The organism is Streptomyces sp. (genome assembly GCF_035644915.1).
Taxonomy (GTDB): Bacteria; Actinomycetota; Actinomycetes; order Streptomycetales; family Streptomycetaceae; genus Streptomyces.
Window position 1 is genome coordinate 1 of sequence record NZ_DASQNP010000143.1, and the last position, 24,688, is coordinate 24,688.

General features: G+C 73.9%; 23 protein-coding genes and 1 pseudogene. 18 read left to right on the plus strand and 6 right to left on the minus strand.

The genetic code is table 11. From position 1 onward, the window contains the following. The 4 genes from sucB to VE546_RS16210 all read left to right on the plus strand — a co-directional run. Nucleotides 1–960: 2-oxoglutarate dehydrogenase, E2 component, dihydrolipoamide succinyltransferase (gene sucB / locus VE546_RS16195; protein WP_324922855.1), on the plus strand; the 960-nt coding region annotated here is incomplete at its 5' end. Between the two features lie 131 nt (nt 961–1,091). Further along, the gene (locus VE546_RS16200; protein WP_324922857.1) at nt 1,092–1,715 is read left to right on the plus strand and encodes a GntR family transcriptional regulator; all 624 of its coding nucleotides are present in this window, start codon (nt 1,092–1,094) and stop codon (nt 1,713–1,715) included. Nucleotides 1,716–1,864: 149 nt separating this feature from the next. Next, nucleotides 1,865–4,552 carry a pyruvate dehydrogenase (acetyl-transferring), homodimeric type gene (aceE, locus tag VE546_RS16205; RefSeq protein WP_324922858.1) on the plus strand — a complete coding sequence of 896 codons (2,688 nt, stop codon included), beginning with the start codon at nt 1,865–1,867 and terminating at the stop codon, nt 4,550–4,552. Nucleotides 4,553–4,657: 105 nt separating this feature from the next. Continuing rightward, entirely contained in the window at nt 4,658–5,620 is a 963-nt protein-coding gene (locus tag VE546_RS16210) for a YafY family protein (RefSeq protein ID WP_324922860.1), read from the plus strand. Nucleotides 5,621–5,653: 33 nt separating this feature from the next. Here VE546_RS16210 and VE546_RS16215 read toward each other — a convergent pair whose 3' ends face one another. Next, nucleotides 5,654–6,583, minus strand: coding sequence for an SDR family oxidoreductase (locus VE546_RS16215; protein WP_324922862.1), 930 nt, complete (start codon nt 6,581–6,583; stop codon nt 5,654–5,656). A 167-nt stretch (nt 6,584–6,750) separates the two neighbouring features. On the opposite strand from VE546_RS16215, the gene VE546_RS16220 reads away from it, so the two are divergent. After that, entirely contained in the window at nt 6,751–7,278 is a 528-nt protein-coding gene (locus tag VE546_RS16220; protein ID WP_324922888.1) for a DUF4240 domain-containing protein, read from the plus strand. Here the strand turns inward: VE546_RS16220 and VE546_RS16225 are convergent. After that, nucleotides 7,259–7,774, minus strand: coding sequence for a GNAT family N-acetyltransferase (locus VE546_RS16225; protein ID WP_324922863.1), 516 nt, complete (start codon nt 7,772–7,774; stop codon nt 7,259–7,261). The genes VE546_RS16220 and VE546_RS16225 overlap by 20 nt on opposite strands. A gap of 50 nt (nt 7,775–7,824) precedes the next feature. Here VE546_RS16225 and VE546_RS16230 point away from each other — a divergent pair, with 50 nt between their 5' ends. Further along, nucleotides 7,825–8,715, plus strand: a complete 891-nt coding sequence (locus tag VE546_RS16230) for a TIGR01777 family oxidoreductase (protein WP_324922865.1) — start codon at nt 7,825–7,827, stop codon at nt 8,713–8,715. Nucleotides 8,716–8,941: 226 nt separating this feature from the next. Next, a complete protein-coding gene (locus VE546_RS16235) occupies nt 8,942–10,318 on the plus strand; it encodes an FAD-dependent oxidoreductase (RefSeq protein ID WP_324922866.1) in 1,377 nt (458 codons plus the stop codon). 131 nt (nt 10,319–10,449) lie between these two features. On the opposite strand, the gene VE546_RS16240 is transcribed toward VE546_RS16235, so the two are convergent. After that, entirely contained in the window at nt 10,450–11,958 is a 1,509-nt protein-coding gene (locus VE546_RS16240; RefSeq protein WP_324922867.1) for a regulator, read from the minus strand. A 230-nt stretch (nt 11,959–12,188) separates the two neighbouring features. Between VE546_RS16240 and lipB the strand changes: the two are divergent. The 4 genes and pseudogenes from lipB to VE546_RS16260 form a co-directional block, all read left to right on the plus strand. Beyond that, nucleotides 12,189–12,971 (plus strand): annotated as a pseudogene (lipB, locus tag VE546_RS16245) (lipoyl(octanoyl) transferase LipB); the annotation flags it as partial. Between the two features lie 77 nt (nt 12,972–13,048). Next, nucleotides 13,049–13,987: a lipoyl synthase gene (gene lipA, locus VE546_RS16250; RefSeq protein WP_324922868.1), complete on the plus strand. Its 939-nt coding sequence runs from the start codon at nt 13,049–13,051 to the stop codon at nt 13,985–13,987. A 154-nt stretch (nt 13,988–14,141) separates the two neighbouring features. After that, nucleotides 14,142–14,339: a hypothetical protein gene (locus tag VE546_RS16255; RefSeq protein ID WP_414720499.1), complete on the plus strand. Its 198-nt coding sequence runs from the start codon at nt 14,142–14,144 to the stop codon at nt 14,337–14,339. 10 nt (nt 14,340–14,349) lie between these two features. Beyond that, nucleotides 14,350–15,039, plus strand: coding sequence for a DUF4191 domain-containing protein (locus VE546_RS16260; protein WP_324922871.1), 690 nt, complete (start codon nt 14,350–14,352; stop codon nt 15,037–15,039). A 123-nt stretch (nt 15,040–15,162) separates the two neighbouring features. Here the strand turns inward: VE546_RS16260 and VE546_RS16265 are convergent, their stop codons facing one another. Next, nucleotides 15,163–15,630 (minus strand): RDD family protein, encoded by a 468-nt coding sequence (locus tag VE546_RS16265; protein WP_324922872.1) that lies wholly within the window; start codon nt 15,628–15,630, stop codon nt 15,163–15,165. 253 nt (nt 15,631–15,883) lie between these two features. Between VE546_RS16265 and glnA the strand changes: the two genes are divergently transcribed. Further along, a complete protein-coding gene (gene glnA, locus VE546_RS16270) occupies nt 15,884–17,293 on the plus strand; it encodes a type I glutamate--ammonia ligase (protein WP_324922874.1) in 1,410 nt (469 codons plus the stop codon). Nucleotides 17,294–17,587: 294 nt separating this feature from the next. Then, entirely contained in the window at nt 17,588–19,153 is a 1,566-nt protein-coding gene (locus VE546_RS16275; protein ID WP_324922876.1) for a hypothetical protein, read from the plus strand. 194 nt (nt 19,154–19,347) lie between these two features. Here the strand turns inward: VE546_RS16275 and VE546_RS16280 are convergent, their stop codons facing one another. Then, entirely contained in the window at nt 19,348–20,199 is an 852-nt protein-coding gene (locus VE546_RS16280) for a helix-turn-helix transcriptional regulator (RefSeq protein WP_324922877.1), read from the minus strand. An 86-nt stretch (nt 20,200–20,285) separates the two neighbouring features. Here VE546_RS16280 and VE546_RS16285 point away from each other — a divergent pair, with 86 nt between their 5' ends. From VE546_RS16285 to ectB, 5 genes are all read left to right on the plus strand, one after another. After that, a complete protein-coding gene (locus VE546_RS16285; protein ID WP_324922879.1) occupies nt 20,286–21,086 on the plus strand; it encodes a glucose 1-dehydrogenase in 801 nt (266 codons plus the stop codon). A gap of 95 nt (nt 21,087–21,181) precedes the next feature. After that, a complete protein-coding gene (locus VE546_RS16290; protein WP_324922880.1) occupies nt 21,182–21,406 on the plus strand; it encodes a DUF6011 domain-containing protein in 225 nt (74 codons plus the stop codon). Nucleotides 21,407–21,614: 208 nt separating this feature from the next. Next, complete coding sequence (locus VE546_RS16295) at nt 21,615–22,103, plus strand: LysM peptidoglycan-binding domain-containing protein (protein ID WP_324922881.1); 489 nt, start codon at nt 21,615–21,617, stop codon at nt 22,101–22,103. 379 nt (nt 22,104–22,482) lie between these two features. Continuing rightward, nucleotides 22,483–22,989, plus strand: coding sequence for a diaminobutyrate acetyltransferase (gene ectA / locus VE546_RS16300; protein WP_324922883.1), 507 nt, complete (start codon nt 22,483–22,485; stop codon nt 22,987–22,989). Between the two features lie 66 nt (nt 22,990–23,055). Continuing rightward, nucleotides 23,056–24,327: a diaminobutyrate--2-oxoglutarate transaminase gene (ectB, locus tag VE546_RS16305; protein ID WP_324922884.1), complete on the plus strand. Its 1,272-nt coding sequence runs from the start codon at nt 23,056–23,058 to the stop codon at nt 24,325–24,327. Between the two features lie 48 nt (nt 24,328–24,375). On the opposite strand, the gene VE546_RS16310 is transcribed toward ectB, so the two are convergent. Further along, nucleotides 24,376–24,627: a hypothetical protein gene (locus VE546_RS16310; RefSeq protein WP_324922886.1), complete on the minus strand. Its 252-nt coding sequence runs from the start codon at nt 24,625–24,627 to the stop codon at nt 24,376–24,378. Between the last annotated feature and the right edge of the window lie 61 nt (nt 24,628–24,688).

Genomic DNA, 24,688 nt, shown 5'->3' on the forward strand with positions numbered 1-24,688 from the left:
GCCCCGGCCCCGGCCGCCGGTGGTGAGGGCGCCTACGTGACCCCGCTGGTGCGCAAGCTCGCCGCCGAGAACGGCGTCGACCTCTCCACCGTCAAGGGCACCGGCGTCGGCGGCCGCATCCGCAAGCAGGACGTCGTCGCCGCCGCCGAGGCGGCCAAGGCCCAGCAGACCGCTGCCCCGGCTCCCGCGCAGGCCGCGCCGTCGGCCGGCCGGGGTCCGGCTCCGGTCAAGCCGTCGCCGCTGCGCGGCCAGACGGTGCCGATGACCCGCATCCGCAAGCTCATCGCCGAGAACATGATGAAGGCGCTGCACAGCCAGGCGCAGCTCTCCACCGTGGTCGAGGTCGATGTCACCAGGATCATGCGGCTGCGGGCCCGGGCCAAGGAGGAGTTCCTGGCCCGCGAGGGCGTCAAGCTCTCCCCGATGCCGTTCTTCGTCAAGGCCGCCGCCGAGGCGCTGAAGGCCCACCCGGCCATCAACGCCCGGATCAACGACGACGGCACCGTGACCTACCACGACGTCGAGAACATCGGCATCGCGGTGGACTCGGAGAAGGGCCTGATGGTCCCGGTCATCAAGGGCGCGGGCGACCTGAGCATCGCCGGCATCGCCAAGAAGACCGCGGAGCTGGCGAACAAGGTCCGCACCGGCAAGCTCAGCCCGGACGACATGGCCGGCGGCACGTTCACGATCAGCAACACCGGTTCGCGCGGTGCGCTGTTCGACACGATCATCGTGAACTACCCGCAGGTGGCCGAGCTGGGCATCGGCGCCACCGTGCGCCGCCCGGTCGTGATCGACCACCCGGAGCTGGGCGAGACCATCGCCATCCGGGACATGGTCTACCTGACCCTGTCCTACGACCACCAGCTGGTCGACGGCGCGGACGCCGCCCGCTACCTGACGGACGTCAAGGCCCGTCTGGAGGCCGGCGAGTTCGAGGGCGAGCTGGGTCTCTGACCGGCACCTCCCGCATCGGCGGCGCCCCCGCCCGGTACCTTCCGGGCGGGGGCGCCGCCTTCGTGGGGCCCCTGCGGGAGCATGGTCGTATCGTCGGTGGTCCCCGAGCCCCGAGCCGAGAAGGAGCATCCATGGCCCCTCCCGTCGTCCACTCCCTCCGCGAGCAGATCCGCGAGCACATCGTGGAGGGGATCGTCCGCGGGCGCTGGAAGCCGGGCGAACGCATCGTGGAGCGGCGGATAGCCGTGGAGCTGGAGGTCAGCCAGACGCCCGTGCGGGAGGCCCTGCGCGAGCTGGAGGCGCTGCGGCTGATCGAATCGGCTCCGAACAAGGGCGCCCGGGTGCGGAACCTGACCGCGGCCGATCTGGAGGAGATCTACCCGGTGCGGGCCGGGCTGGAGCAGATCGCCGCCGAGCTGGCCGCTCCCCGGCTGGCCGAGGACGTCTCGGCGCTGGAGGAGCACGTGGCGCGGCTGTACGAGGCCGACCGCCGCGGGGACGGGGAGGCGCAGGTGCGGCACACCGTCGCCTTCCACCGGGAGCTGGTGCGCGCGGCGGGCAACAGCGTGCTGCTGCACACCTGGGAGTCGCTGGGCATCGGGGTGTGGACCACGCTCGCCATCCGCTGGCTGGGCACCCGGCAGCAGTCGTACGCCGAGGAGCACGAGGCGGTCGTCGAGGCGTTCCGCAGGCGGGATCCGCAGGTGGGGGCGCTGGTCAAGGAGCACGTCCTGGGGTGTGCACCCCGTGCCTGATTCGCGGCACTGAATGCCAATTTCGCCCTCCGGGGTTTTTCTTCCTCTCATCCTTTGATCGATCATCGATCGCAGTCGTACAGTTCCAGTGGGCGTGAGACCCGCACCCCTGCCCGACCCCTGTCCGACCCGTCCGGAAGGCGGCCACCATGACCGACGCCGAACGCCGATCCAGCGAGCTGGACCAGCTCCCGGACCGCGACCCCGAGGAGACCGCCGAGTGGGCCGCGTCCCTCGACGCCGTCGCCCGCGCGGCCGGCCCGCACCGCGCCGCGTACCTGATGCGGCGCACCCTGGAGCACGCCGGGCGCACCGGGCTCGGCCTGCCCCCGCTGCTGGAGACGGACTACGTCAACACCATCCCCACCGCCGCCGAGCCGGCCTTCCCCGGCGACGAGGAGATGGAGCGGCGGATCACCGCCTGGAACCGCTGGAACGCCGCCGCCATGGTCACCCGCGGCAGCCGCGACGGCCTGGGCGGCCACATCGCCACCTACGCCTCGGCCGCCTGGCTGTACGAGGTCGGCTTCCAGCACTTCTTCCGCGGCAAGGACGCCGCCGACGCCCCCGGCTCCGGCGACCAGCTCTACCTCCAGGGCCACGCCTCCCCCGGCATCTACGCCCGCGCCTTCCTGGAGGGGCGGCTGACCGAGGAGCACCTGGACAACTTCCGGCGGGAGGCGGGAGGAGGCGGCCTGCCCTCCTACCCGCACCCGCGCCGGCTGCCCTGGCTGTGGGAGTTCCCCACCGTCTCCATGGGGCTGGGCCCGCTCTCGGCGGTCTACCAGGCCCGCTTCAACCGCTACCTGACGCACCGCGGCATCAAGGACACCTCCGGCAGCCGGGTGTGGGCCTTCCTCGGCGACGGCGAGATGGACGAGCCGGAGTCGACCGCCGCGCTGGCACTGGCCGGGCGCGAGCGCCTGGACAACCTGACCTTCGTCGTCAACTGCAACCTCCAGCGCCTCGACGGCCCGGTCCGCGCCAACTTCAAGATCGTGCAGGAGCTGGAGGCCCAGTTCCGCGCGGCGGGCTGGCACGTGGTCAAGGCGCTGTGGGGCACCGCCTGGGACGAGCTGCTGCGGCTGGACACCGACGGCGCGCTGCTGCGGCGGCTGCGCGAGGTGCCCGACGCGCAGTTCCAGACGTACGCCACCCGCGACGCCGCCTACCTCCGCGAGCACTTCTTCGGCGCCGACCCGGCACTGCGCGAGATCGCGGAGCGGCTCACCGACGAGCGGATCACCGAGTGCTTCCACACCTCGCGGGCGGGCCACGAGCCGCGCAAGGTGTACGCCGCCTACCGCGCGGCCGTCGAGCACACCGGGGCGCCGACGGTGATCCTCGTCCAGACCGTCAAGGGCCACACGCTCGGCCCCGGCTTCCAGGCGCGCAACGCCAACCACCAGATGAAGAAGCTCTCCGGCCAGGAGTTCCGCGCGCTGCGCGACCGGCTGGAACTCCCCATCCCCGACAGCGCCCTGGACGGGGAGCTGGTGCCCTACGCCCACCCCGGCCCCGACTCCCCCGAGGTGCGGTACCTCAGGGAGCGCCGCGCCGCGCTCGGCGGCCCCGCGCCGGAGCGCCGGTTCCACGCGGTCGGGCTGCCCGAGCCGTCCGAGCGGCCGTTCAAGGCCCTGGCCAAGGGGTCCGGCAGCCAGGAGATCGCCACCACCATGGCGTTCGTCCGGCTGGTGAAGGACCTGATGCGGGAGAAGGGGACCGGCGCGCGCTGGGTGCCGATCGTCCCGGACGAGGCGCGCACCTTCGGCATGGAGTCGCTGTTCCCGACGGCCGGGATCTACTCGCCGCTCGGCCAGACCTACGACCCCGTCGACCGCGACCAGCTCCTGTACTACCGGGAGGCCGTCGACGGCCAGATCCTCAACGAGGGGATCACCGAGGCCGGTTCGATGGCCGAGTTCACGGCCGCCGCGACCTCGTACGCCACCCACGGCGAGCCGATGATCCCGTTCTACATCTTCTACTCGATGTTCGGCTGGCAGCGCACGGCCGACCAGATGTGGGCGCTGGCCGACCAGCTCGGCCGCGGCTTCCTGATCGGCGCCACCGCGGGCCGCACCACGATGACCGGCGAGGGGCTCCAGCACGCCGACGGCCACTCCCCGCTGATCGCCTCCACCAATCCGGCGGCGATCGCGTACGACCCGGCCTTCGCCTACGAGGTGGCCGTGATCGTGCGGGACGGGCTGCGGCGGATGTACGGGCCGGACCCGGCGCGGCACGAGGACGTCTTCTACTACCTGACGGTCTACAACGAGCCGAAGGTCCAGCCGCCCATGCCCGAGGGCGTCGAGGAGGGCATCCTGCGGGGGCTGTACCGCTTCCGCGAGGCCGATGCGCCCGCGCCCGGCGCCCCGCGCATCCAGCTCCTGGCCTCCGGTACCGCGATCCACTGGGCGCTGGACGCCCAGCGGCTCCTCGCCGAGGACTGGGGCGTGGCCGCCGACGTGTGGTCCGCCACCTCCTGGAGCGAGCTGCGCCGCGATGCCCTGTCCTGCGACGCGGCGCAGCTCCGGGGCGAGGACCGGACCCCGTACGTCACCCGCGTCCTGCGCGGTGCGCCCGGTCCGGTCCTCGCCGTCAGCGACTGGATGCGGGCGGTGCCGGACCAGATCAGCCAGTGGGTCGAGCAGGACTGGTCCTCGCTGGGCACCGACGGCTTCGGGCTGTCCGACACCCGTGCGGCCGTCCGCCGCCACTTCGGCGTGGACGCCGAGTCGGTGACGGTCGCGGCCCTGGACCGGCTGGCCCGGCGCGGCGAGGTCAAGCGGGAGGCGGTGCGCGAGGCGGCCGAGCGCTACGGCCTGGCCTGACGGCCCCGCTCCGGGTGCGCCCGCCCGCGGGCGCGCCCGGGGCGGCCGGTCCGGCACGGGAGGCCGCGCGTCCCGGCGGGGCGGGGCCGGCGGGATGATGTCCCCATGCGCGCTGCCCGGCTGATCAAGATGGTGCTGCTGCTCCAGACCCGGCGGTCGATGACCGCCGCCGAGCTGGCCGAGCAGCTTGAGGTCTCCGAACGGACGGTGGCCCGCGACGTGCTGGCCCTGTCGGAGGCGGGCATCCCCGTCTACGCGGACCGGGGCCGGGCCGGCGGGTACCGGCTGGTCGGCGGCTACCGCACCCGGCTGACCGGTCTCGGGCGCGACGAGGCGGAGGCGCTGTTCCTGTCCGGGGTGCCGTCCGCCCTGCGGGACATGGGCCTGGCGGACGCGGCCTCGGCGGCCCGGCTGAAGGTGTCGGCGGCGCTCACGCCGGAGCTGGCCGACGCCCCGCACAGCGCGGCGCAGCGGTTCCACCTGGACGCCCCCGGCTGGTGGCAGCCGCCGACGACGCCGGAGGAGCTGCCGGTGATCGCCGAGGCGGTGTGGGACGACCGGCTCGTCACCGCGCGCTACCGCCGCTCCGGCGGCGAGGTGGAACGGACGCTGGAGCCGTACGGCCTGGTGCTCAAGGCGGGGATCTGGTACCTCGTCGCCCGGGTGGACGGCGACCACCGCGTCTACCGGGTGGACCGCTTCACCTCGGTCGTCCCGCTCGACGAGGGCTTCACCAGGGACGAGGAGTTCGACCTGCCCGGCTTCTGGGAGGAGCGCGCCGCGGCCTTCGCCCGCTCGATCCTGCGGGAGAGCGTCGTGCTCCGGCTGACCGAGGCCGGGACGCGCATCCTGCGGTACGTCACCGACCGGGCCGCGGCGGAGGAGGCGCTGGCGCGCGGGGAGACCGACGGGCAGGGCCGGACCACCGTCACCCTGCCCGTCGAGTCCCAGGACGTCGCCTACTCCCAGTTGCTCTCCCTCGGCCCGGAGGCCGAGGTGCTCGCCCCGGCCGGGCTGCGGAAGCGCATGGCGGAGGCGGCCGAGCGCACGGCCGCGCTCTACCGGTAGCCCCACCGGCGGCTCCGCCGGCGGGGGCCGGTGCTACCGGTAGTCCTCGGCGCTCGCCCGCTTCCCGCCGTGGACGACCTCCAGGAAGTAGCGCCAGGCGTCCGGCCGCGAGCCGTCGGCGTCCGTGAAACCGTACTCACGGGCGAGCTGCCCGCTGGAGAGCGACTGCCCGTTCCAGCGCGCCACCTCCGGGTCGCGCGCCAGCGCCGCGACCGCCCGGCCGATGTAGACGGGTGACTCGGCGATGGCGAAGTGCGGCTCCTTGGCGACGGCGTCGCGCCAGTTCTCCTCGGTCACCCCGAAGTGGTCGAGCATCTGCTCCGAGCGCAGGAAGCCCGGGGAGACGCAGACCGCCGTGCAGCCGTACTCCGCCAGTTCCTGCGCGAGCCCGAAGGCCATCCGGATCGGGGCGTTCTTGGCCAGGTCGTAGAAGAGGTTCTCCCGGTACCTGCGGTTGTACTCGGCCGTGCCGTCCGTCACCTCCACCACCAGGCCGCCCGGCCGCCGGATGAGCAGCGGCAGCGCGTAGTGGCTGGTGATCAGGTGGGTCTCGACGCCGAGCCGCAGCATGCGCAGGCCCCGCTCGGGGGCGGTGTCCCACACCTTGGAGTTGAAGTCGAGCAGGTGGTCGCCGCCCCAGACGTCGTTGACCAGGATGTCGAGCCGTCCGTGGTCCCGGTCGATCCGCTCCACCAGGGCGCGCACCTGCGCGGGCTCCAGGTGGTCGGTGGGCACGGCGATGCCGGTGCCCCCGGCCGCCGTGACCAGTTCGGCGGTCTCCTCGATGGTCTCGGTCGCCCGGCCCACCTCGCTGACGCCGTCCCGGGTGGTGCGGCCGGTGGCGTACACCGTCGCGCCCGCCCGGCCCAGTTCCACGGCCATCGCCCGGCCCGCGCCCCGGGTCGCCCCCGCCACCAGGGCGACCTTGCCCGTCAGGTCCGTCTGTGCCGCTGTCGTACTCACGCGCGTGTTCCTCCTTCGGCTGCTTGCGCCGAGCACGCTGCCACCGATACCCGACACCTCCTGTCGGGTTTTCCAGCCGGTTCCGGACAAGATCCCGACAAGGTTCCGCTTTCCCCCGTGCCGCGCGTGCGGTCGGCGGCGGCAGACCGGATGCTGGTCCCGTGACGATGCACGAGACGGAGTTCTGGGAGCTGGTCGACGCCGCCCGCGAGGACGCCGAGGGTGATCCCGAGGCCCACGCCGAGCTGCTCGTGGACCGGCTGACGCGGCTCGATCCGGAGGCCGTCGTGGACTTCGCCCGCCACTTCGAGGCACGCGTCGACCGGGCCTGGCGCCGGGACCTGTGGGGCGCCGCCCGGGTGCTGCTGGACGGCGCCGACGACGACGCCTTCGACTCCTTCCGCTGCTGGCTGGTCGGCCGGGGACGGGAGGTGTTCGAGGGCGCGCTGCACGAGCCGGACGCGCTCGCCGACCTGCTGGAGGACTTCGACCCGGAGGTGGACGGCGAGGGCGAGGGTCTCGGCTGCGCCCCGTACGAGGCGTACGAGCGGCTCACCGGTGGCGAGCTGCCCGACCTCGGCCTGCCCGATCCGCCCCGGGAGCCGGAGGGCACCCCGCTGCCCTCCGGGGACGACCACGCCCTGGCGGCGCGCTTCCCGCGGCTGTGGGAGCGGTTCAGGGAGCCGGCGGAGTGAGGGGGTCCAGGGAGCGCCCCATCAGTACGTCGTCCGCGTACCCGCCCTCCAGCAGGAACTCCCCGGGCAGCACGCCCTCCACCGCGAAGCCCTCGGCGGCGTAGAGCGCCCGGGCGGGCTCGTTGTGGCCCAGCACCCGCAGGGTGATCCGGGAGGCGCCCTGGCGGCGCGCCTCCTCCATCGCCGCCCGCAGCAGCGCGCGGCCCACGCCCCTGCCGCGTGCCCAGTCGTCCACCACCAGCCCCTGGATCTGGCGCACGTGGGCGTTGGAGGCGAGCCGGGTGGGCTGCACCAGCCGGATGTAGCCCGCGAGTTTCCCGTCCAGTTCGGCGACGAGGAACTGCCAGGGCCGGTGGGTGGAGTCGAAGAACGGGTCGTAGGGCGGCTGCGGCCGGGGGGTCACCGCGTGCGCCGGCGACCAGGTGCGCCGGTCGAGTTCCCCGAGGGCGTCCCCGTCGCCGGAGGTGGCGGCGCGTATGACGGGCTGTGCTGACATGCGGGCCACTGTGCCTCGCCATCGGCCGCGGCGTCCACCAGGATTGGCCCATGCGCGTCGCGGTCACCGGCTCCTCCGGTCTCATCGGTCAGGCCCTCCTCCGCTCCCTGCGGGCGGACGGCCACGAGGTGGTGCGCCTGGTGCGGCGCCCGGCCCGGGCGGACGACGAGGTGGAGTGGGACCCGATGCGGCAGTACGTGGACACCGCCGGGCTCGCCGGCTGCGAGGCCGTGGTGCACCTGGCGGGCGCGGGCGTCGGGGACCACCGCTGGACGGAGGGCTACAAGCGGACGATCCGCGACAGCCGGGTGCTGGGGACGGCCGCGATCGCCGAGGCCGTCGCCTCGCTCGACACCCCGCCGCGGACGCTGGTGGTCGGCACCGCCGTCGGCTGGTACGGCGACACCGGCGACCGCGCCGTGGACGAGAGCGCGCCGCCCGGCAGCGGTTTCCTCGCCGACGTCTGCCAGGAGTGGGAGGGGGCCGCGGCGGCGGCCGAGGAGGCGGGCATCCGGACGGTGTACGCCCGCACCGGGCTGGTGGTGGCCCGGGAGGGCGGCGCGTGGGGGCGGCTGTTCCCGGTCTTCAGGGCGGGGCTCGGCGGGCGGCTGGGCAGCGGCCGCCAGTACTGGAGCCACATCGCGCTGCACGACCACATCGCCGCGCTGCGGCACCTGCTGGCGGCCGAGGAGCTGTCCGGGCCGGTCAACCTCACCGCGCCCGAGCCGGTCACCCAGCGCGAGGTGGCCGCCGCGATGGGGCGGGTGCTGCACCGTCCGGCGCTGCTGGCGGTGCCCGCGCCCGTGCTGCGGGCGGTGCTCGGCGAGTTCTCCGTGGACGTGCTCGGCAGCCAGCGGGTGCTGCCGCGGCGGCTGCTGGAGTCCGGCTTCGCGTTCGCCTTCCCCGGCATCGAGGACGCCATCCGGGCGGCGCTGCGCTGATCGCACCCGACCGGTACGCGACCGGCACGCGACCCTACGCGGTCGATGTGCGACCCCCGCACGCTCACGTGCGACCGGCGTGCGACCGTGCTCGGTGCTTGCGCGACCGTTCGTGATCCCCTGGACTCCTCGGGTCGATCGGGAACGCGCGTCGAACGCGTCCGCGGCGGGCAGGAACCCTCCGGACGCACACCGACGCGCCGACGCGCCAATCACAGGAGGGCCCATGCTCGGCAGCGCACCCCGTCCGAGTCCCGGCCGCGGCCGGGAGACCGCCGACGTCGCCGTCATCGGCGCGGGTCTGGCGGGCCTGGCCGCCGCACACCACCTGACCGCCGCCGGGCTGCGGGTCACCGTCCTGGAGGCCGCCGGGACGGTCGGAGGCCGGATGGCCACCGAGGAGATCGACGGCTACCGGCTGGACCGCGGCGGCCGGCTGCTGTCGTCCGACTGGCCGGAGCTGCGCCGCTGCCCCGGCCTGGAGACCCTCGCCCTGCGGCCCTTCGCCTCCGGGGTCCTGATCCGCAGCGGTGACCGCGCGCTGCGGATCGGCCCGCCCCGCGCGGCCGGGCACGCCCGGAGCGTGCGGGGCGGCGGCAGGCGGAGCGCGCGCGCCGCGGCGAGCGCCCTGGCCGGTGCCCGGCGCCCCCTGAGCGGCGCCCTGGACCTGGCGCGGCTGCGCGCACAGCTCACCCGGCTCGCCGCCACCTCCGCCGACCGGCTGCGGACCCGGCCCGAGCTGCCCGTCGCCCAGGCCCTGACCGCCCGCGGCGTTCCCGCCCGTACGGTCGAGGGCCTGCTGCGGCCCCTGCTCGGCGCGCTGCTGTGCGACCCGGACCTGACGACCTCCAGCCGGGTCAGCGACCTGGTGCTGCGCGGCTTCGCCCGCGGCGGCCTGTGCCTGCCCGCGGGCGGCGCCGCGACCGTGCCCGAGCTGCTGGCCGCGGGGCTGCCGCCCGGCACCGTCCGCACCGGCGTGCGCGCGGTCTCCGTGGCCACGAACGCCGTGGCCACGCGCGAGCACGGCACCGTCCGCTGCCGCGCGGTGCTGATCGCCACCGGCGCGCACGACGCGGCCGAGCTGCTGCCGGGCCTGCGGGTGCCGGACTTCCACCAGGTCACCGTGTTGCACCACGCGGTGGAGGACGACGCGCCGGCACCCGAACCGCTGCTGCTGCTCGACGCCGACCGGCGCGGCCCGGTGGCGTACACCACGGTCGCCAGCGCCGTCGACCCCTCCCGTGCCCGGCCGGGCCGCACGCTGGTCAGCTCGGTGGTGCTCGGCCCCGCCGCGGCCGGTCCCGTCGGGGAACTGGACCGGGCGGCCCGGGCCCAGCTCGCCGCGCTGTACGGCGTCCCCACCGGCCGCTGGCACCTGCTGGCCGCCCACCACGACGCGCGGGCCGTCCCCGCCATGCCCGCGCCGCACGACCCCCGGCGTCCCGTGCGCGTCCTGCACGGCCTGTACGTCTGCGGCGACCACCGCGACACCTCCAGCCCCCAGGGCGCCCTGCGCTCGGCCCGGCGCGCCGCGGAGGCGATCCGCCGCGACTTCGGCATCCGGCCGCGCTCGGAGGACCCCGCGCTGCCCACCGCCGCGTGAGGCCGCCGCGCGAGGCCGGCCGGGCGCGGGCGGCCGGGAACGCGTCCGCGGCATGACCGTGCCGCCGCGTGGCGGCGCGGCGGCACGGTCGTTCACAGGGGCCGGACGGCCCGGCGGCCGGCCCGGGACGGTCAGCCCAGGGCGGCGACGCGCTCGCGGTAGGCGCGGACCGGCGAGGCGTCCCGGTACGGCTCCAGACGGCGCTCGAAGTCCTTCACGTACTCGTGCGCCCGCACCGATCGCATCTCCGCCGCCTGCTGCGCCGCCTCCGCCGCCAGGGAGCACGCCTGCTCGACGTCGCCCAGGCCCAGCCGGGCCGTGGCCAGCACCACCCGGCAGAACAGCCGGCTGCGGACGTAGCCCGCGCTCCGCAGTTGGAGGGAGCGCTCGGCGTGCTGGGCCGCCGAGCGGTACTGCTGGAGGTCCCGGTGGCAGTGGCCGAACTCGTCGGCGAGCTGCGCCTCGTCGAAGAACCGCGCCCAGTGCGGCACCTCGTCGCCCGGCCGCGCCTGCTCCAGCGCCCGCTCGGCCCGCGCCAGCGACGCCGTGCACGCCCGCACCTCCCCCAGCACCCCGTGCCCGCGCGCCTCCACCGCGTGCAGCAGCGCCTGGACGACCGGCGGCACCGAGGAGCCCACGCCCTGCTGGGCGACCCGGGCGAGCTGCACCGCCTCCCGGCCGTGCCCGAGGTACACCGCCTGCCTGCTCATCGTCGCCAGGACGTAGCTGCCGTACGCCCGGTCCCCCGCGGCCTGGGAGAGCCGCAGCGCCTGGACGAAGTAGCGCTGCGCCAGCCCGTGCGCCGCGATGTCGTACGCCGTCCACCCCGCCAGGCGCGTCAGGTCGGCCACCGCCGCGAACAGCCGGCGCCCGGTCTGCTCCCCGTACGTCCCGCGCAGCATCGGCTCGGCCTCGTGCTCCAGGTAGCGCACCAGCGCCTGCCGGGCGTGGCCGCCGCCGTAGGCGTTGTCCAGCGTGCGGAACAGCTCGCCGACCGAGCGCAGCGCGGCGATGTCCCCGGCCGTGACCTTCTGCCCGGGGCCGCGCTCGACCCGCTCGGCGCGGGCCGCCGCCTGCCCCGACCGCGGCGGCGGTACGGCCGCCGGCCCCGGCACGGGCCCGCGGCCCTGCTGGGGCACCCTCGGGGCCTCCTGCCCGGGCGGTACGGGCTCGCCGCGCGCGACGCGCTCGTCCGGGCGGCCGATCAGCCAGTCGCGGCTGGGCACCACCAGCCCGGCCGGGGTGAAGGCGATCTTCCGCAGTTCGGCGTGGCTGCCGGTGTCCTTGCGCCACAGGCCGCCGACGATGTCCACCGCCTCGCTGGGCGTGGCCGCGAACTCCAGTCCGGCGTACACCGGGGCGCACGCGTCCAGGCCCAGGTCCTGGGCGGTGAGCCTGCGCCCCAGGCGGCGGGTGAAGACCTCGGCGATCAGCGCGGGGGTGGTGCCGCGCGGCTGCTGGCCGCGCAGCCAGCGCGTCACCGAGGTCTTGTCGTAGCGGAGGTCCAGTCCGTGCTCCAACCCGAGTTGGTCGACCCGTCGCGCGAGGCCGGCGTTGGAGAATCCGGCCTCCGCGATGAGAGCGGCGAGCTGGCGGTTGGGGGTGCGCTGGGAAGGCTTCCCAGGTCGTTCCGTCGACATCGGCTTTGCGGTCTCCTGCCTCACGGCTTTACCTACGACAGACGCCGGGGCGCCCTGCTGGATCGGCGCGAATGTAACCGGCCGATCGGCTCTTCCGGAGATCTGCGCACAGGTTTCATCCATACGTGTGAGGTGCGGCGGAGGGCACGACCGCCCGATCGCCTCCCGGCGCCGCGCCGTACAGTGGCTGCGGGGCGCAACGAACCGCCCGTACCGAGCGAAGGAGGAGCCGCGTGAGCGAGCTGCGCTTTGTCCACCTGGGCTTCGGCGAGGACGCCGTGGAGTATCTGGAGGCGTGGCGGAAGCAGCGCGAGGTGCACGCGGCGCGCTTCGCCGACGAGATCCCGGACACCTGCCTGCTGCTGGAGCACCTCCCGGTCTACACGGCCGGGCGCCGCACCGAGGACAGCGAGCGTCCGCTGGACGGCACCCCCGTGGTGGACGTGGACCGCGGCGGCAAGATCACCTGGCACGGGCCCGGCCAGCTCGTCGGCTACCCGATCCTCAAGCTGCCGCGCCCGGTGGACGTCATCGCCCACGTGCGGCGGCTGGAGGAGGCGCTGATCCGCACCTGCGCGGAGTTCGGCCTGGAGACGACCCGGGTGGAGGGCCGCAGCGGGGTGTGGGTGCTGGGCGACCCGGCGAAGAAGCCCGCGCTGGGCGGGCTGGACCTGGACTTCGACCCGCGCCTCCACGACGAGGAGTTCGACCCCCGGCTGAGCGGCCCGGAGTACGCCCCCTCCAACGCCGGCCAGCGCGGCGAGGACCGCAAGCTCGCCGCGATCGGCGTCCGGGTCGCCAAGGGCGTCACCATGCACGGCTTCGCGCTCAACTGCAATCCGGACACCACCTGGTACGACCGGATCGTCCCGTGCGGCATCCGCGACGCGGGCGTCACCTCGATCTCGCAGGAGCTGGGCAGGGAGGTGACGGTCGCCGACGTGCTCCCCGTGGTGGAGAAGCACCTGCGCGCGGTGCTGGAGGAAGCGGAACCCCTGCCCCGCGCCGTCTGACCCGAACAAGCCAAGGCGTACGCTTGTGCGTGCCGCCGCAATCGAAGGCCGTACCAACAAAAAGGGGAGTGCCGGACGTGTCCGCTGTCGCACCCGACGGTAGGAAGCTGCTGCGCCTGGAGGTCCGGAACAGCCAGACCCCCATCGAGCGCAAGCCCGAGTGGATCAAGACCCGGGCGAAGATGGGCCCCGAATACAACGCCCTCCAGTCCCTGGTCAAGCGCGAGGGTCTGCACACGGTCTGCCAGGAAGCGGGCTGTCCCAACATCTTCGAGTGCTGGGAGGACCGCGAGGCCACCTTCCTCATCGGGGGCGAGCAGTGCACCCGGCGCTGCGACTTCTGCCAGATCGACACCGGCAAGCCCGCCGAGTTCGACCGCGACGAGCCGCGCCGGGTGGCCGAGTCGGTGAAGCAGATGGAGCTGCGGTACGCCACGGTCACCGGCGTCGCGCGCGACGACCTGCCCGACGGCGGCGCCTGGCTGTACGCCGAGACCGTCCGCCAGATCCACGCGATGGTGCCGGGCACCGGCGTCGAGCTGCTGATCCCCGACTTCAACGCGGTGCCCGAGCAGCTCGCCGAGGTCTTCTCCTCGCGTCCGGAGGTGCTGGCGCACAACGTCGAGACGGTGCCGCGGATCTTCAAGCGCATCCGTCCCGCCTTCCGCTACGAGCGGTCGCTGGAGGTGATCACCCGGGCCCGCGAGGCCGGTCTGGTCACCAAGTCCAACCTGATCCTGGGCCTGGGCGAGACCCGCGAGGAGGTCAGCCAGGCCCTGCGCGACCTGCACGAGGCGGGCTGCGAGCTGATCACCATCACCCAGTACCTGCGGCCCACGCCGCGGCACCACCCGGTGGAGCGCTGGGTGAAGCCGCAGGAGTTCGTGGAGCTGAAGGAGGAGGCGGAGGAGATCGGCTTCGCCGGTGTCATGTCCGGCCCGCTGGTCCGCTCCTCCTACCGCGCCGGGCGGCTGTACCAGCAGGCGATCGAGCGCCGGGGCGCCACCGCGGCGTGACGCCCTCCCCCGGCGCTCCCCGTCGCCCTGCCGGTTCATCCGCTCGTGGCCCGGACTTTTCGGTGTCTTTGACCGCCGTGTCATCCCCTGGTAACACCGTTCGGTGACGATGAGGACGCGAACCGTTCGCACCGTTCACCACCCGAGGCCCGTCATGCGGAGGGATCCCACGATGCGCACCGCTCTGCGGGTTCTGGAGTCACTGGAGGGGCTGCTGCTGCCCGGCGGGCAGCGCACCGCCCGCCGCAACGCCTGGACGGCGGTCCTCGCGGACCGCCGCCGGGCGCGGGAGCGCAGCGAGGCCGCGGCCGTCCTGGAGGCCGCGGCGACCCGGTCCAGGAGGGCGACGTAGACTGCGCCGTATGGCGAGGAAGGAAACATCCGAGAATCCCGGGCGGCTCAAGCAGATCGCCCTGACGTACAAGATGACCCGGCGCGTCGACAAGAAGGTCGGCTTCGTCATCGCGGGCGTGGGGATCGTCACCTTCGGTGTTCTCCTCGCGATCGGCTTTCTGCTCGGCCACCCGGTCTACCTGGGCATCCTTGGTTTCCTGCTCGCCTTCCTCGCGATGGCGATCGTCTTCGGACGGCGGGCCGAGCGGGCGGCCTTCAGCCAGATGGAGGGCCAGTTGGGCGCGGCGGCGGCCGTGCTGGAGAACATCGGCCGGGGCTGGACGGTCACCCCGGCGGTGGCCATGACCCGCCAGCAGGACGTCGTCCACCGGGCCGTGAGCCGGGCGGGCATCGTGCTCGTCGGCGAGGGCAACCCGAACCGGCTGCGCACCCTGATGGCGTCCGAGAAGAAGCGCATGGCCCGCGTCGTCGGGGACGCCCCGGTCCACGACGTGATCGTGGGCACCGGGGAGGGCCAGACCGAGCTGAAGAAGCTCCGCACCAAGCTGGTCAAGCTGCCCCGGGTGCTCCCGGGCCCCCAGGTCACGGAGATCAACGACCGGCTGCGGGCGCTGGGCGACCTGATGAAGAACCTGCCGCTGCCCAAGGGGCCGATGCCCAAGGGCATGCGGATGCCGAAGGGTCCGACCCGCCGCTGAGGCACACGCGGCGACCGCCGACACGACGGACGGGCCGGGGCCGGAGCGATGCCGCTCCGGCCCCGGCCCGTCCCGTTCGCGCCTGCGTGCCGACCCGGCCCGGGTCGGCGTTCGGGTCCGCGCTCAGATCCGCACCTGGACGGCGCCGGAGAGCCGGTCGTGCAGGCCGCGCGAGTCGCGGTCCCAGACCAGCGCCGGCACGGCGAGCACCAGCAGGGCCGTGCGGACGACCGTGCGGGGCAGCGAGAGCCGCCCCCCGTCCACCGCGATTACGCGCAGGCCCATCAGCCGCTTGCCGGGGGTGGAGCCGACCGTGCCGACGGTGAGCACGCCCAGCAGTCCGAAGACCAGTAGCGCCCAGTTCCCGGCCGCCCGGAGGTCGCCGCCCGTGAGCAGGCCGTATGCAATCAGCAGGCACAGGCCCCAGTCGATGAGGATCGCGACGGCCCGCCGCCCGACCGGGGCGATCGACCCGGGCCCCTCCTCCGGCAGGCCCAGCCGCTCCCCGCGGTAGCCGAAGTCCACGCCCATCTGCTCGGCCGCCGCGCGCGGGCCGGAGAGCCACGATCCGAGTGCTCGCCTGTTGTCCACCCGACCACGGTAACGCGCCGCCCCGCCGGGGTCCCCGGGCGGGTTTGCGCGGAACGCGTGCGAGACGCATGCGGACCGGCCGGGTGCCGCCGGGCACGGCGATCCGCACGTCCGTCCGGTTAACATCGCCGAAACAAACGGGTCATGGCTGAGAAATCCCGCAAACCTATGGTCGGGCGCAGCAGGACACTGCAACTGGACTGCCACTTAAGCTGCCACCCCGTCCCCTCGCGGCGGGACTAGGAGGACTTGGATGTTCCAGAACGCCGACGAGGCAAAGAAGTACATCTCGGACAACGACGTCAAGTTCATCGACGTCCGGTTCTGCGACCTGCCGGGCATCATGCAGCACTTCACCGTGCCGGCCGAGGTCTTCGACCCGGCCGAGCAGCTGATGTTCGACGGTTCGTCGATCCGCGGCTTCCAGGCCATCCACGAGTCCGACATGGCCCTCGTCCCGGACCTGTCCACCGCCCGCCTCGACCCGTTCCGCAAGGACGCGACGCTCAACATCAACTTCTTCATCCACGACCCGATCACCGGCGAGCAGTACAGCCGTGACCCGCGGAACGTGGCGAAGAAGGCCGAGGCGTACCTCGCCTCCTCCGGCATCGCCGACACCGCGTACTTCGGCCCCGAGGCGGAGTTCTACGTCTTCGACAGCGCCCGCTTCGAGACCAGGGCCAACGGCGCGTTCTACGAGATCGACTCCGAGGCCGGCGCCTGGAACACCGGCGCGCTGGAGGACAACCGCGGTTACAAGGTCCGCTACAAGGGCGGTTACTTCCCGGCCCCGCCGGTCGACCACTTCGCCGACCTGCGCGCCGAGATCTCCCTGGAGCTGGCCAAGGCCGGCCTGCAGGTCGAGCGCCAGCACCACGAGGTGGGCACCGCCGGCCAGGCCGAGATCAACTACAAGTTCAACACGCTGCTCGCCGCCGCCGACGACCTGATGCTCTTCAAGTACATCGTGAAGAACGTCGCCTGGCGCAACGGCAAGACCGCGACCTTCATGCCGAAGCCGATCTTCGGCGACAACGGTTCGGGCATGCACGTCCACCAGTCGCTGTGGCAGGACGGCGAGCCGCTGTTCTACGACGAGCAGGGCTACGCGGGCCTGTCGGACACCGCCCGCTACTACATCGGCGGCATCCTCAAGCACGCCCCGTCGCTGCTGGCCTTCACCAACCCGACGGTGAACTCCTACCACCGCCTGGTCCCCGGCTTCGAGGCCCCGGTCAACCTGGTGTACTCGCAGCGCAACCGCTCCGCCGCGATGCGCATTCCGATCACCGGTTCCAACCCGAAGGCCAAGCGCGTGGAGTTCCGCGCTCCGGACCCGTCCTCCAACCCGTACCTGGCCTTCTCGGCCCTGCTGCTGGCCGGCCTGGACGGCATCAAGAACAAGATCGAGCCGGCCGAGCCGATCGACAAGGACCTCTACGAGCTGGCTCCCGAGGAGCACGCCAACGTCCCGCAGGTCCCGACCTCCCTGGGGGCCGTCCTCGACGCCCTGGAGGAGGACAACGAGTACCTGCAGGCGGGCGGCGTCTTCACCGCGGACCTGATCGAGACCTGGATCGACTACAAGCGCACCAATGAGATCGCCCCGATCCAGCTCCGCCCGCACCCGCACGAGTTCGAGCTGTACTTCGACATCTGAGCCATCCGACCGGAACCCGTCCGGACCGGAGCGCCGCTCCCCCGGCGTTCCCACCGGGCTGCCGCCGCGGGCGCATCGGGGGAGCCCCGCCGCGGCAGCAGAGGCCGCCGGCCGCGCGTCACCTGGCGCGTGGTCGGCGGCCTCCGCCATGTTCACCGGCATGTTCGCGCCGGGCACCGCGCGCCCCCGCGGGGCGTTGTCCACAGCCTCGTCCGGGCCCTGTCACCGGTCGGCACCCGCCCTTACACTCTGAAGTCACGCGTTCACGCGCGTTCGACGACGGGGGGAGTCGCGATGTCGTGGGGTCAGCAGGACGGGTTCGCCGGGTTCGCGGTACCGCCGGTGCCGCCTCCGCCGCCCGCTCCGCCTCCCGCTCCGGCGGATCCGCTGCGGGCCCTCGCGGTGGCGCTGCTCAACCTCAGCGGTCTCGGGCTCGGATACGCGCTCATCCGCCGCTGGGTCGCGATGGCCGCGTGCTGGGCCATGACCGGCGCCCTGCTGCTGGCCGTCCTGCCCGCCGACCCGGACGGCGTTCCCGGTGGCCTCCTCGCCGCATACCTCGTCCTCCTGGGGTTCACGGCCGTCCACGGCGCGTTCCGCGGCCTGCGCTCGCCGCTGGTCTGGCCGCCGCGGTCGCCGGTCGCCGTCCTGCTCGGCCTGGTGCTCCTCGCCGCGCCGGCCGGGGGCGCCGCCCTGTACGCGGACGCCCGGGAGGAGGCCGTCCAGCAGATGCTCCTCGACCGCCTCGACCGGGCCGACCGCCTCGTCCGGGCCGCCGGGAGCGAGCCGTTCGGCACGGCCGAGCCCGACTACCGCAAGGCGCTGGCCGTCTACCGCGACCTCCGCCGCGACCACCCGGACTCCAGGGCGGCCGAACGCGTCCCCGGCCGGATGGACACCTACTACCGGACGATCGGCGCCCCGTACGAGCGCAAGGACTACTGCGGCGCGATCGCGCCGCTGACGTACCTGCGCACGGTGCCCCGCACCCTGGGCGAGAAGGACCTCGGTCCCCTGGCCGCCTGGCCCGACGACCGGCTCGCCACCTCGCTCTACGAGTGCGGCGCGGAGGAGCTCGGCGCCGGGAACGACGCCGCCTGGGGGAGGTTCGGCGAGCTCCTGACCACCTTCCCCGAGTCCCCGCAGGCCGGGAAGGTCCAGCCGGTCGTCGACTCCACGATCGACAAGGCCGCCAAGGGCCTGAAGGGCGACCCCTGCTCGGCCGTCGAGCGCCTGCGCAGCCTCGGCGGCAGCGTCGCGGACCTGCCCGGGGAGGAGGCGGGTCTGGCCGAATCCCTCGGCAGGAGCGCCGAGCGGGCCGACAAGAAGGCGCGGTCGGGGGTCTACGCCTGCGGTGTGGACCAGTACGAGGACGGCCGGTTCGACGCGGCGATCACGACGCTGAACGAGTTCCTCGACACGCACAAGAGCGACAGGAACCGGGCGCGCGCCCAGAAGATCGTCATAGCCGCGGAGATCGCCCAGGAGATACCCGCCGCGGGCGAGCGCCTGCCGACGACGGCCTCCGGCGGCGGCATACCCGTCACGGTCATGAACGACAGCCCCGAGAGGATCAGGATCCTCTACACCGGTCCCGTCACCGGCAGCTTCACGCTGGAGGCGTGCGGCGGCTGCTCGACGTACTCCAGCTCCGCGACCGCGCGGATCGGGGCCTGCAAGGACAGCGGCAAGCGTTACCCGCAGCGGACGATCCACCTGCCCGCGGGCACCACGTACTTCCTCCACAAGCCCACGGGCGGCTCCAGTGCCTCCCCCGCCACCGACACGGCCGAACTCAGCCACGGCTACCTGTACACGGAGTGCGCCTACATCACGAAGGACTTCGGCCTGGGCTACTGAGGTCCGCCCCCGGACCGCGGGGAGCGGATCATGGTGCGGTGATCGTCGTCGCCGGTCGGTCGGGTGCGGGGGCGCCGGCTCCGCTGATGACTCCGCCGGTACCGCGGGCCGCGACGGGCCGGCCCCGGGTGGACGGCCGGCGGGTCGTCCGCGGCACGGTGTCCGGGATGTCCGCGGGCGTCCCATGACGTGGCTCAGCCGGGCACGTCCATGCGCTGGGTGCCGATGACCGACAGCAGCCGCAGCGCCTCCTCGGAGGGCGAGCCCGGGGCGGCGGTGTAGATCACGACCTGCTGGTCCCGGTCGGTGATGTCCAGGACGTCGCAGTCGACGGTGACCGGACCGACCAGCGGGTGCTGGAAGGTCTTGCGCAGGGTGGGCTCGGCGGACACGTCGTGGGAGGCCCACAGCCGGGTGAACTCCTCGCTCCCGGCGAGGAGTTCGTCCACCAGTCCGGTCACCTCGGGATCGCCGGGGTAGCGGGCGGCGGCGGCGCGCAGGTTCCGGGCCGCGAGGCGGGCGAACGCATCCGCGTCCGACACCCCGTACAACCGGCGGCCTTCCGGGTGCGGCCCGAGGAAGACCCGGCGCACGAGGTTGCGGTCGCGCCGCGGCAAGGCGGAGAAGTCCTCCATCAGGGCGGCCGCCAGGCCGTTCCAGGCGATCACCTCACAGGTCGCGGACGTCACGATCGCGGCGGCCTGCGGAAGCCGCCGCAGCAGGTCCAGGATGCTCTGCCGCACCTCGCGCGACGGCCCGGGCGGAGGGCCCGGCGGTACGCCGGCGAGGTGGTGCAGGTGGTCGCGCTCGGCGTCCGACAGGCGCAGGGCCCGGGCCAGCCCGGCCAGCACCTCGCGGGACGGGCGCGGGCCGCGGGCCTGTTCCAGCCGCGTGTAGTACTCGGTCGAGATGAACGCCAGGTGTGCCGCCTCCTCGCGGCGCAGCCCGGGGGTGCGGCGGCGCGGCCCGGCGGGCAGCCCCACATCGGCGGGCGTGATCCGCTCACGCCTGCTGCGCAGGAAGCCCGCCAGTTCTCGCCTGTCCATGTCCTCAGTGTGCGCGGTGCCGCGGGGCCGATCCAGGTACTGCCGGTGCCTGGATCGGCCCCGCGGACGGGCGCAGGCTCGCTGCCATGGACAACACACCCACCACCGGCACATCCACCACCGCCGCCCCGGGCCTGCTGGCCGGCAAGGTCGCCTTCGTCACCGGTGCCGGCCGTGGCATCGGCGCCGCCGCGGCGCGGCTGTTCGCCCGCGAGGGCGCCCGGGTGCTGCTCGCGGCCCGCACCGAAGCACAGTTGAAGGCGGTGACCGAGGAGATCCGGGCGGCCGGCGGCACCGCGGAGTACACGGTGTGCGACCTGGCCGACCCGGTCGGTGTCCGTGCCGCCGTCGACCGCACCGTGGACCTGTACGGCCGGCTCGACGTCGCCTTCAACAACGGCGCGACCATCCAGCGGCCCGGCCCGATGGACCGGATGCCGGAGGCCGACTTCGACCACGTCTACACCGTGAACCTCAAGGGCGTCTGGCTGGCCATGAAGGCCCAGGTCGCCGCCGTCCGGGCCACCGCCGGCACGGGCGCCATCGTCAACAACTCGTCCGTGGGCAGCCTGATGGGCAATCCCGAGCTGCCCGCCTACGGCGCGATGAAGCGGGCGGTCAACAGCCTGACCGAGTCGGCCGCCGTCACCTACGGCCCGGAAGGCATCCGCGTCAACGCCATCGCCCCCGGCGGCACGGCGACCGAGATGATCCGCACCTGGGAAGCCGATTCGCCGGGCGTCTCCGAGCGCATCGCGGCGCAGACCCCGCTGCGCCGCGCGGCCGACCCCGGCGAGATCGCCCAGGCCGCCGCCTGGCTCCTCAGCGACCGCGCCTCCTATGTGACCGGCACGGTCCTGCGCGTCGACGGCGGCCTGCGAGCGTGAACCGGGCGGGCCCCTCCCCTGCCGGGAAGCCGGCGCACCGGTCCGCCGGGCCCACCGGGCGGACGCCCCGGTCACCGACCGCCTAGCCTGGACCCGTGACCGCCGCGCCGACACCCGCACCCCTCCCCGGCGTCGATCCCCCCGCCGGCCCGGACGGGGAACGCCCGCGCGTCGTCTGCCGTCTGTGCGGACGGCCGTTGCGCGACCCGGAGGCCCGGCTGTGGGGGCTGGGCCACGGCTGCCGCGACAAACTCGCGCTCCGGACGGCACCGCGGCGCGGACCGTGGGACGTCGAGCAGGAGGCGCTGCCGGGCCTGTGAGGGCGTCTCCGGGGATGGTGGCCGGGCCTCGCCGTTCCCCCTCCCCGTCCCGGCCCGCTCCGCCGTTGCGGCCCCGGCGCCGCGACCGCGCCCCGGCGTCCGCCCGCTGTTCGTGGGGTGGAGCGCCGGGGCGCGGTGGGGGCGGTTGACCGGTGGTGGACGCGGCCCCAGGGTGAGGGGGACGCATTCGCCCACAAGGGAGATTTCCGTGACGAACCGCATCGATCAGCCGCGGGCGTTCGACCTGGTCGGCGATCCGGTCCTGGTGGCCGGTGTCGGTGCCGCCTTCGAGGCCGAGCTGCGGTACCGCGTCGGGGACGGTCACGACGAGGTGGGCGGGGCCTTCGAGATCGGGGGCGGGAGCGGGGAGCACGGGCAGTTCCAGGTCCGGGCGGACCTCGGCGGGGCGGCGTTCCGGCAGGACCGGCTCGTCGTCCAGGTCTTCGAGGTCAGTCCCGCGGACGGCCGCGAGATCAACACGGTGAGCGTTCCGGTGATCTACGGGCCGCGGATCGTGCCGGGCTACACCGGCTACCGGGAGCACACGGTCACGGGCGGGGAGACGCTGTCGGCCATCGCCAGGGCCCACTACGGCAACACCCGCCTGTACCAGTGGCTCGTACGGGCCAATCCGCAGGTCACCGATCCCGATGTGATCACCCCCGGCCAGGTCCTGCGCGTCCCTCTCGGGGGCTGAGGGGCGCGGCGGACGGCATGTCCGCCGTCCGGGTGAGCGTTCCGGTGGGCCGAGGAACCGGCAGGAGGCCGTCCGCGGCCTTTTTCCGGGCCTGCGGGGAGAAACAGGAAATCCCTCCGGTGGCCGCCCGGTCACGACGGAAGTACCTTCGTTCGGAGAACCGCCCGGGAATACGAGAAAGCACTTCCCCCTGTTGTCCGGGAATTCACACCGATACCGGATTCAACAACCCGGAGAACGGTTCGGAGGGCGACGCCGACGGGAATTCCGCGGCTCCGCGGACGGCGGGCCGTCCTTGTGCGTCGACCCGGCGCGCTCGGCCCGGCGCGCTCGGCCCGGTGCCGGGGAGCCGGGCGCCGGAACACGGCGGAGGTGATCCATGACGACGCAGACGGCGCGGACGGAGGAGACCCTGCTGGAGCCACCCGGCGTCGAGGACGGCGCCGCCGCCTGGCGCATCGCCCGGGACTCGGGGGTGCTCGACCTGAACTCCCCCTACAGCTACCTGCTGTGGTTCCGTGACTTCGCCCGGACCTCGGTGGTGGCGCGCGGGGCGGACGGGGCGCCGGTGGGCTTCGTCACCGGCTACCGCCGTCCCGAACGGCCCGGCACGCTCGTCGTCTGGCAGATCGCCGTGGCGGAGGGCCGGCGCGGGCGAGGCCTGGGCGGGGCCATGCTGGACCACCTGGCCGTACGGCTGCGCCCGCGGGGGGTGCGCCGCCTGGAGGCCACCGTCACGCCGGGGAACGCCGCGTCCGGCCGGCTGTTCACCCTCTTCGCCCGGCGGCACGGCGCCGCCCTGGAGCGTGAGGTGCTGTTCGACGGCGGGCTCTTCCCCGCCGCCCACGACCCCGAGGTGCTCTACCGCATCGGACCGCTTCCGTGAGGGGCCGTTCCACGGCCGTCACCGACCCACCCGTCCGGAAAACCGCCCACCGAGGGGTGCAACGCCATGATCATCACCTCAGCCCCGACATCCGTCTTCGAGTCGTTGGAATCGGAGGTGCGCAGCTACTGCCGCATCTGGCCGAGGGTCTTCGAGCGGGCGTACGGCAGCCGTCTCCACGACGAGGACGGCCGCACCTACCTGGACTTCTTCACCGGTGCCGGGTCACTCAACTACGGGCACAACCCCCCGGCCCTCAAGCGCGCCCTGCTGGACTACGTGGCGCGCGACGGCGTCGTCCAGGGGCTGGACATGTTCACCAGCGCCAAGCGGGCCTTCCTGGAGGCGTTCCGCGATCTGGTGCTGGCACCGCGCGGCCTGGACCACAAGGTGATGTTCCCGGGCCCGACCGGCGCCAACGCCGTGGAGGCGGCCCTGAAGCTGGTGCGCAAGGTCACGGGGCGCCAGACGGTCGTGTCGTTCACCAACTCCTTCCACGGCATGTCGCTGGGCGCGCTGGCGGTGTCGGGCAACGCCTTCAAGCGGGCGGGCGCGGGCGTCCCCCTGGCGTACAGCGTGCCCATGCCGTTCGACCGGTACCTGGAGGAGGACGGGGAGCCGGACTTCCGGTGGTTCGAGCGGCTGCTGGAGGACAGGGGTTCCGGGCTCGACCGGCCGGCCGCCGTGATCGTGGAGACCGTGCAGGGCGAGGGCGGCATCAACGTCGCCCGCCCCGCGTGGCTGCGCGCCCTGGCCGACCTGTGCCGCCGCCAGGACATGCTGCTGATCGTCGACGACATCCAGATGGGCTGCGGACGCACCGGCGCCTTCTTCTCCTTCGAGGAGGCCGGGATCGTCCCGGACGTCGTCACCCTGTCGAAATCCATCAGCGGCTACGGGCTGCCGATGTCGCTGGTGCTGTTCCGGCCGGGGCTGGACATATGGGAGCCGGGTGAGCACAACGGCACCTTCCGCGGCCACAACCCGGCCTTCGTCACCGCCGCCGCCGCGCTGAACACCTACTGGACCGACAACCAGATGGAGAAGCAGACCCTGGCCCGCGGCGAACTGGTGGAGGCCGCGCTGGGCGAGATCGCCGCCGAGCACCGCCGGCGCGGGGCCGCGTACCGGGGGCGCGGCCTGGTGTGGGGGCTGGGCTTCGCCGACCCGGGGCACGCCGTCCGGGTGCGCGCCCGCGCGTTCGACCTCGGTCTGCTGGTCGAGACCTCCGGTCCGGAGGACGAGGTCGTCAAGCTGCTACCGCCGCTCACCGCGACCCCGGAGGAGCTGGACGAGGGCCTGCGCGTCCTGGCCCGCGCCGTGGACGAGACCGTCTGACGGGCGGACGAGCGGACGGACGCACAGGCGGGAGGGGACCGGCCGGGGTCAGTCCGGGGAGGCGTCCCGGCCGCCCTCCCCGGAGGGCTCGCCCGGTTCCCGGAAGCTCGGTGCCAGGGGCCCGCGGTCGTCCCGGTCCTCGGTGGCCAGGGGCGTGGCGGTGGTGTCGTCGGCGAAGGCCTCCTCCACCACCGGGTCCTCCTCCAGCGGTTCCTCCGCGGGCCGCCGCGGTTCCCGCCGCTCCCGGTCGTCCTCCGGACGGCCGGAGGTGCCGGAGGTGCCGGCGTGCTGGTCGGACATGAGCGCTCTCCCCTTCCGCTTCCCGGTGGCCGCCGGTGCTTCCCGGCGCACCGTGCCGGTA

Coding starts and splice junctions, on each gene's coding strand:
- VE546_RS16200 (WP_324922857.1), top strand. CDS start 1,092: ATGGCCCCTCCCGTCGTCCACTCCCTCCGCGAGCAGATCCGCGAGCAC.
- aceE (WP_324922858.1), top strand. CDS start 1,865: ATGACCGACGCCGAACGCCGATCCAGCGAGCTGGACCAGCTCCCGGAC.
- VE546_RS16210 (WP_324922860.1), top strand. CDS start 4,658: ATGCGCGCTGCCCGGCTGATCAAGATGGTGCTGCTGCTCCAGACCCGG.
- VE546_RS16220 (WP_324922888.1), top strand. CDS start 6,751: ATGCACGAGACGGAGTTCTGGGAGCTGGTCGACGCCGCCCGCGAGGAC.
- VE546_RS16225 (WP_324922863.1), bottom strand. CDS start 7,774: ATGTCAGCACAGCCCGTCATACGCGCCGCCACCTCCGGCGACGGGGAC.
- VE546_RS16230 (WP_324922865.1), top strand. CDS start 7,825: ATGCGCGTCGCGGTCACCGGCTCCTCCGGTCTCATCGGTCAGGCCCTC.
- VE546_RS16235 (WP_324922866.1), top strand. CDS start 8,942: ATGCTCGGCAGCGCACCCCGTCCGAGTCCCGGCCGCGGCCGGGAGACC.
- VE546_RS16240 (WP_324922867.1), bottom strand. CDS start 11,958: ATGTCGACGGAACGACCTGGGAAGCCTTCCCAGCGCACCCCCAACCGC.
- VE546_RS16255 (WP_414720499.1), top strand. CDS start 14,142: ATGCGGAGGGATCCCACGATGCGCACCGCTCTGCGGGTTCTGGAGTCA.
- VE546_RS16260 (WP_324922871.1), top strand. CDS start 14,350: ATGGCGAGGAAGGAAACATCCGAGAATCCCGGGCGGCTCAAGCAGATC.
- glnA (WP_324922874.1), top strand. CDS start 15,884: ATGTTCCAGAACGCCGACGAGGCAAAGAAGTACATCTCGGACAACGAC.
- VE546_RS16275 (WP_324922876.1), top strand. CDS start 17,588: ATGTCGTGGGGTCAGCAGGACGGGTTCGCCGGGTTCGCGGTACCGCCG.
- VE546_RS16280 (WP_324922877.1), bottom strand. CDS start 20,199: ATGGACAGGCGAGAACTGGCGGGCTTCCTGCGCAGCAGGCGTGAGCGG.
- VE546_RS16285 (WP_324922879.1), top strand. CDS start 20,286: ATGGACAACACACCCACCACCGGCACATCCACCACCGCCGCCCCGGGC.
- ectA (WP_324922883.1), top strand. CDS start 22,483: ATGACGACGCAGACGGCGCGGACGGAGGAGACCCTGCTGGAGCCACCC.
- ectB (WP_324922884.1), top strand. CDS start 23,056: ATGATCATCACCTCAGCCCCGACATCCGTCTTCGAGTCGTTGGAATCG.
- VE546_RS16310 (WP_324922886.1), bottom strand. CDS start 24,627: ATGTCCGACCAGCACGCCGGCACCTCCGGCACCTCCGGCCGTCCGGAG.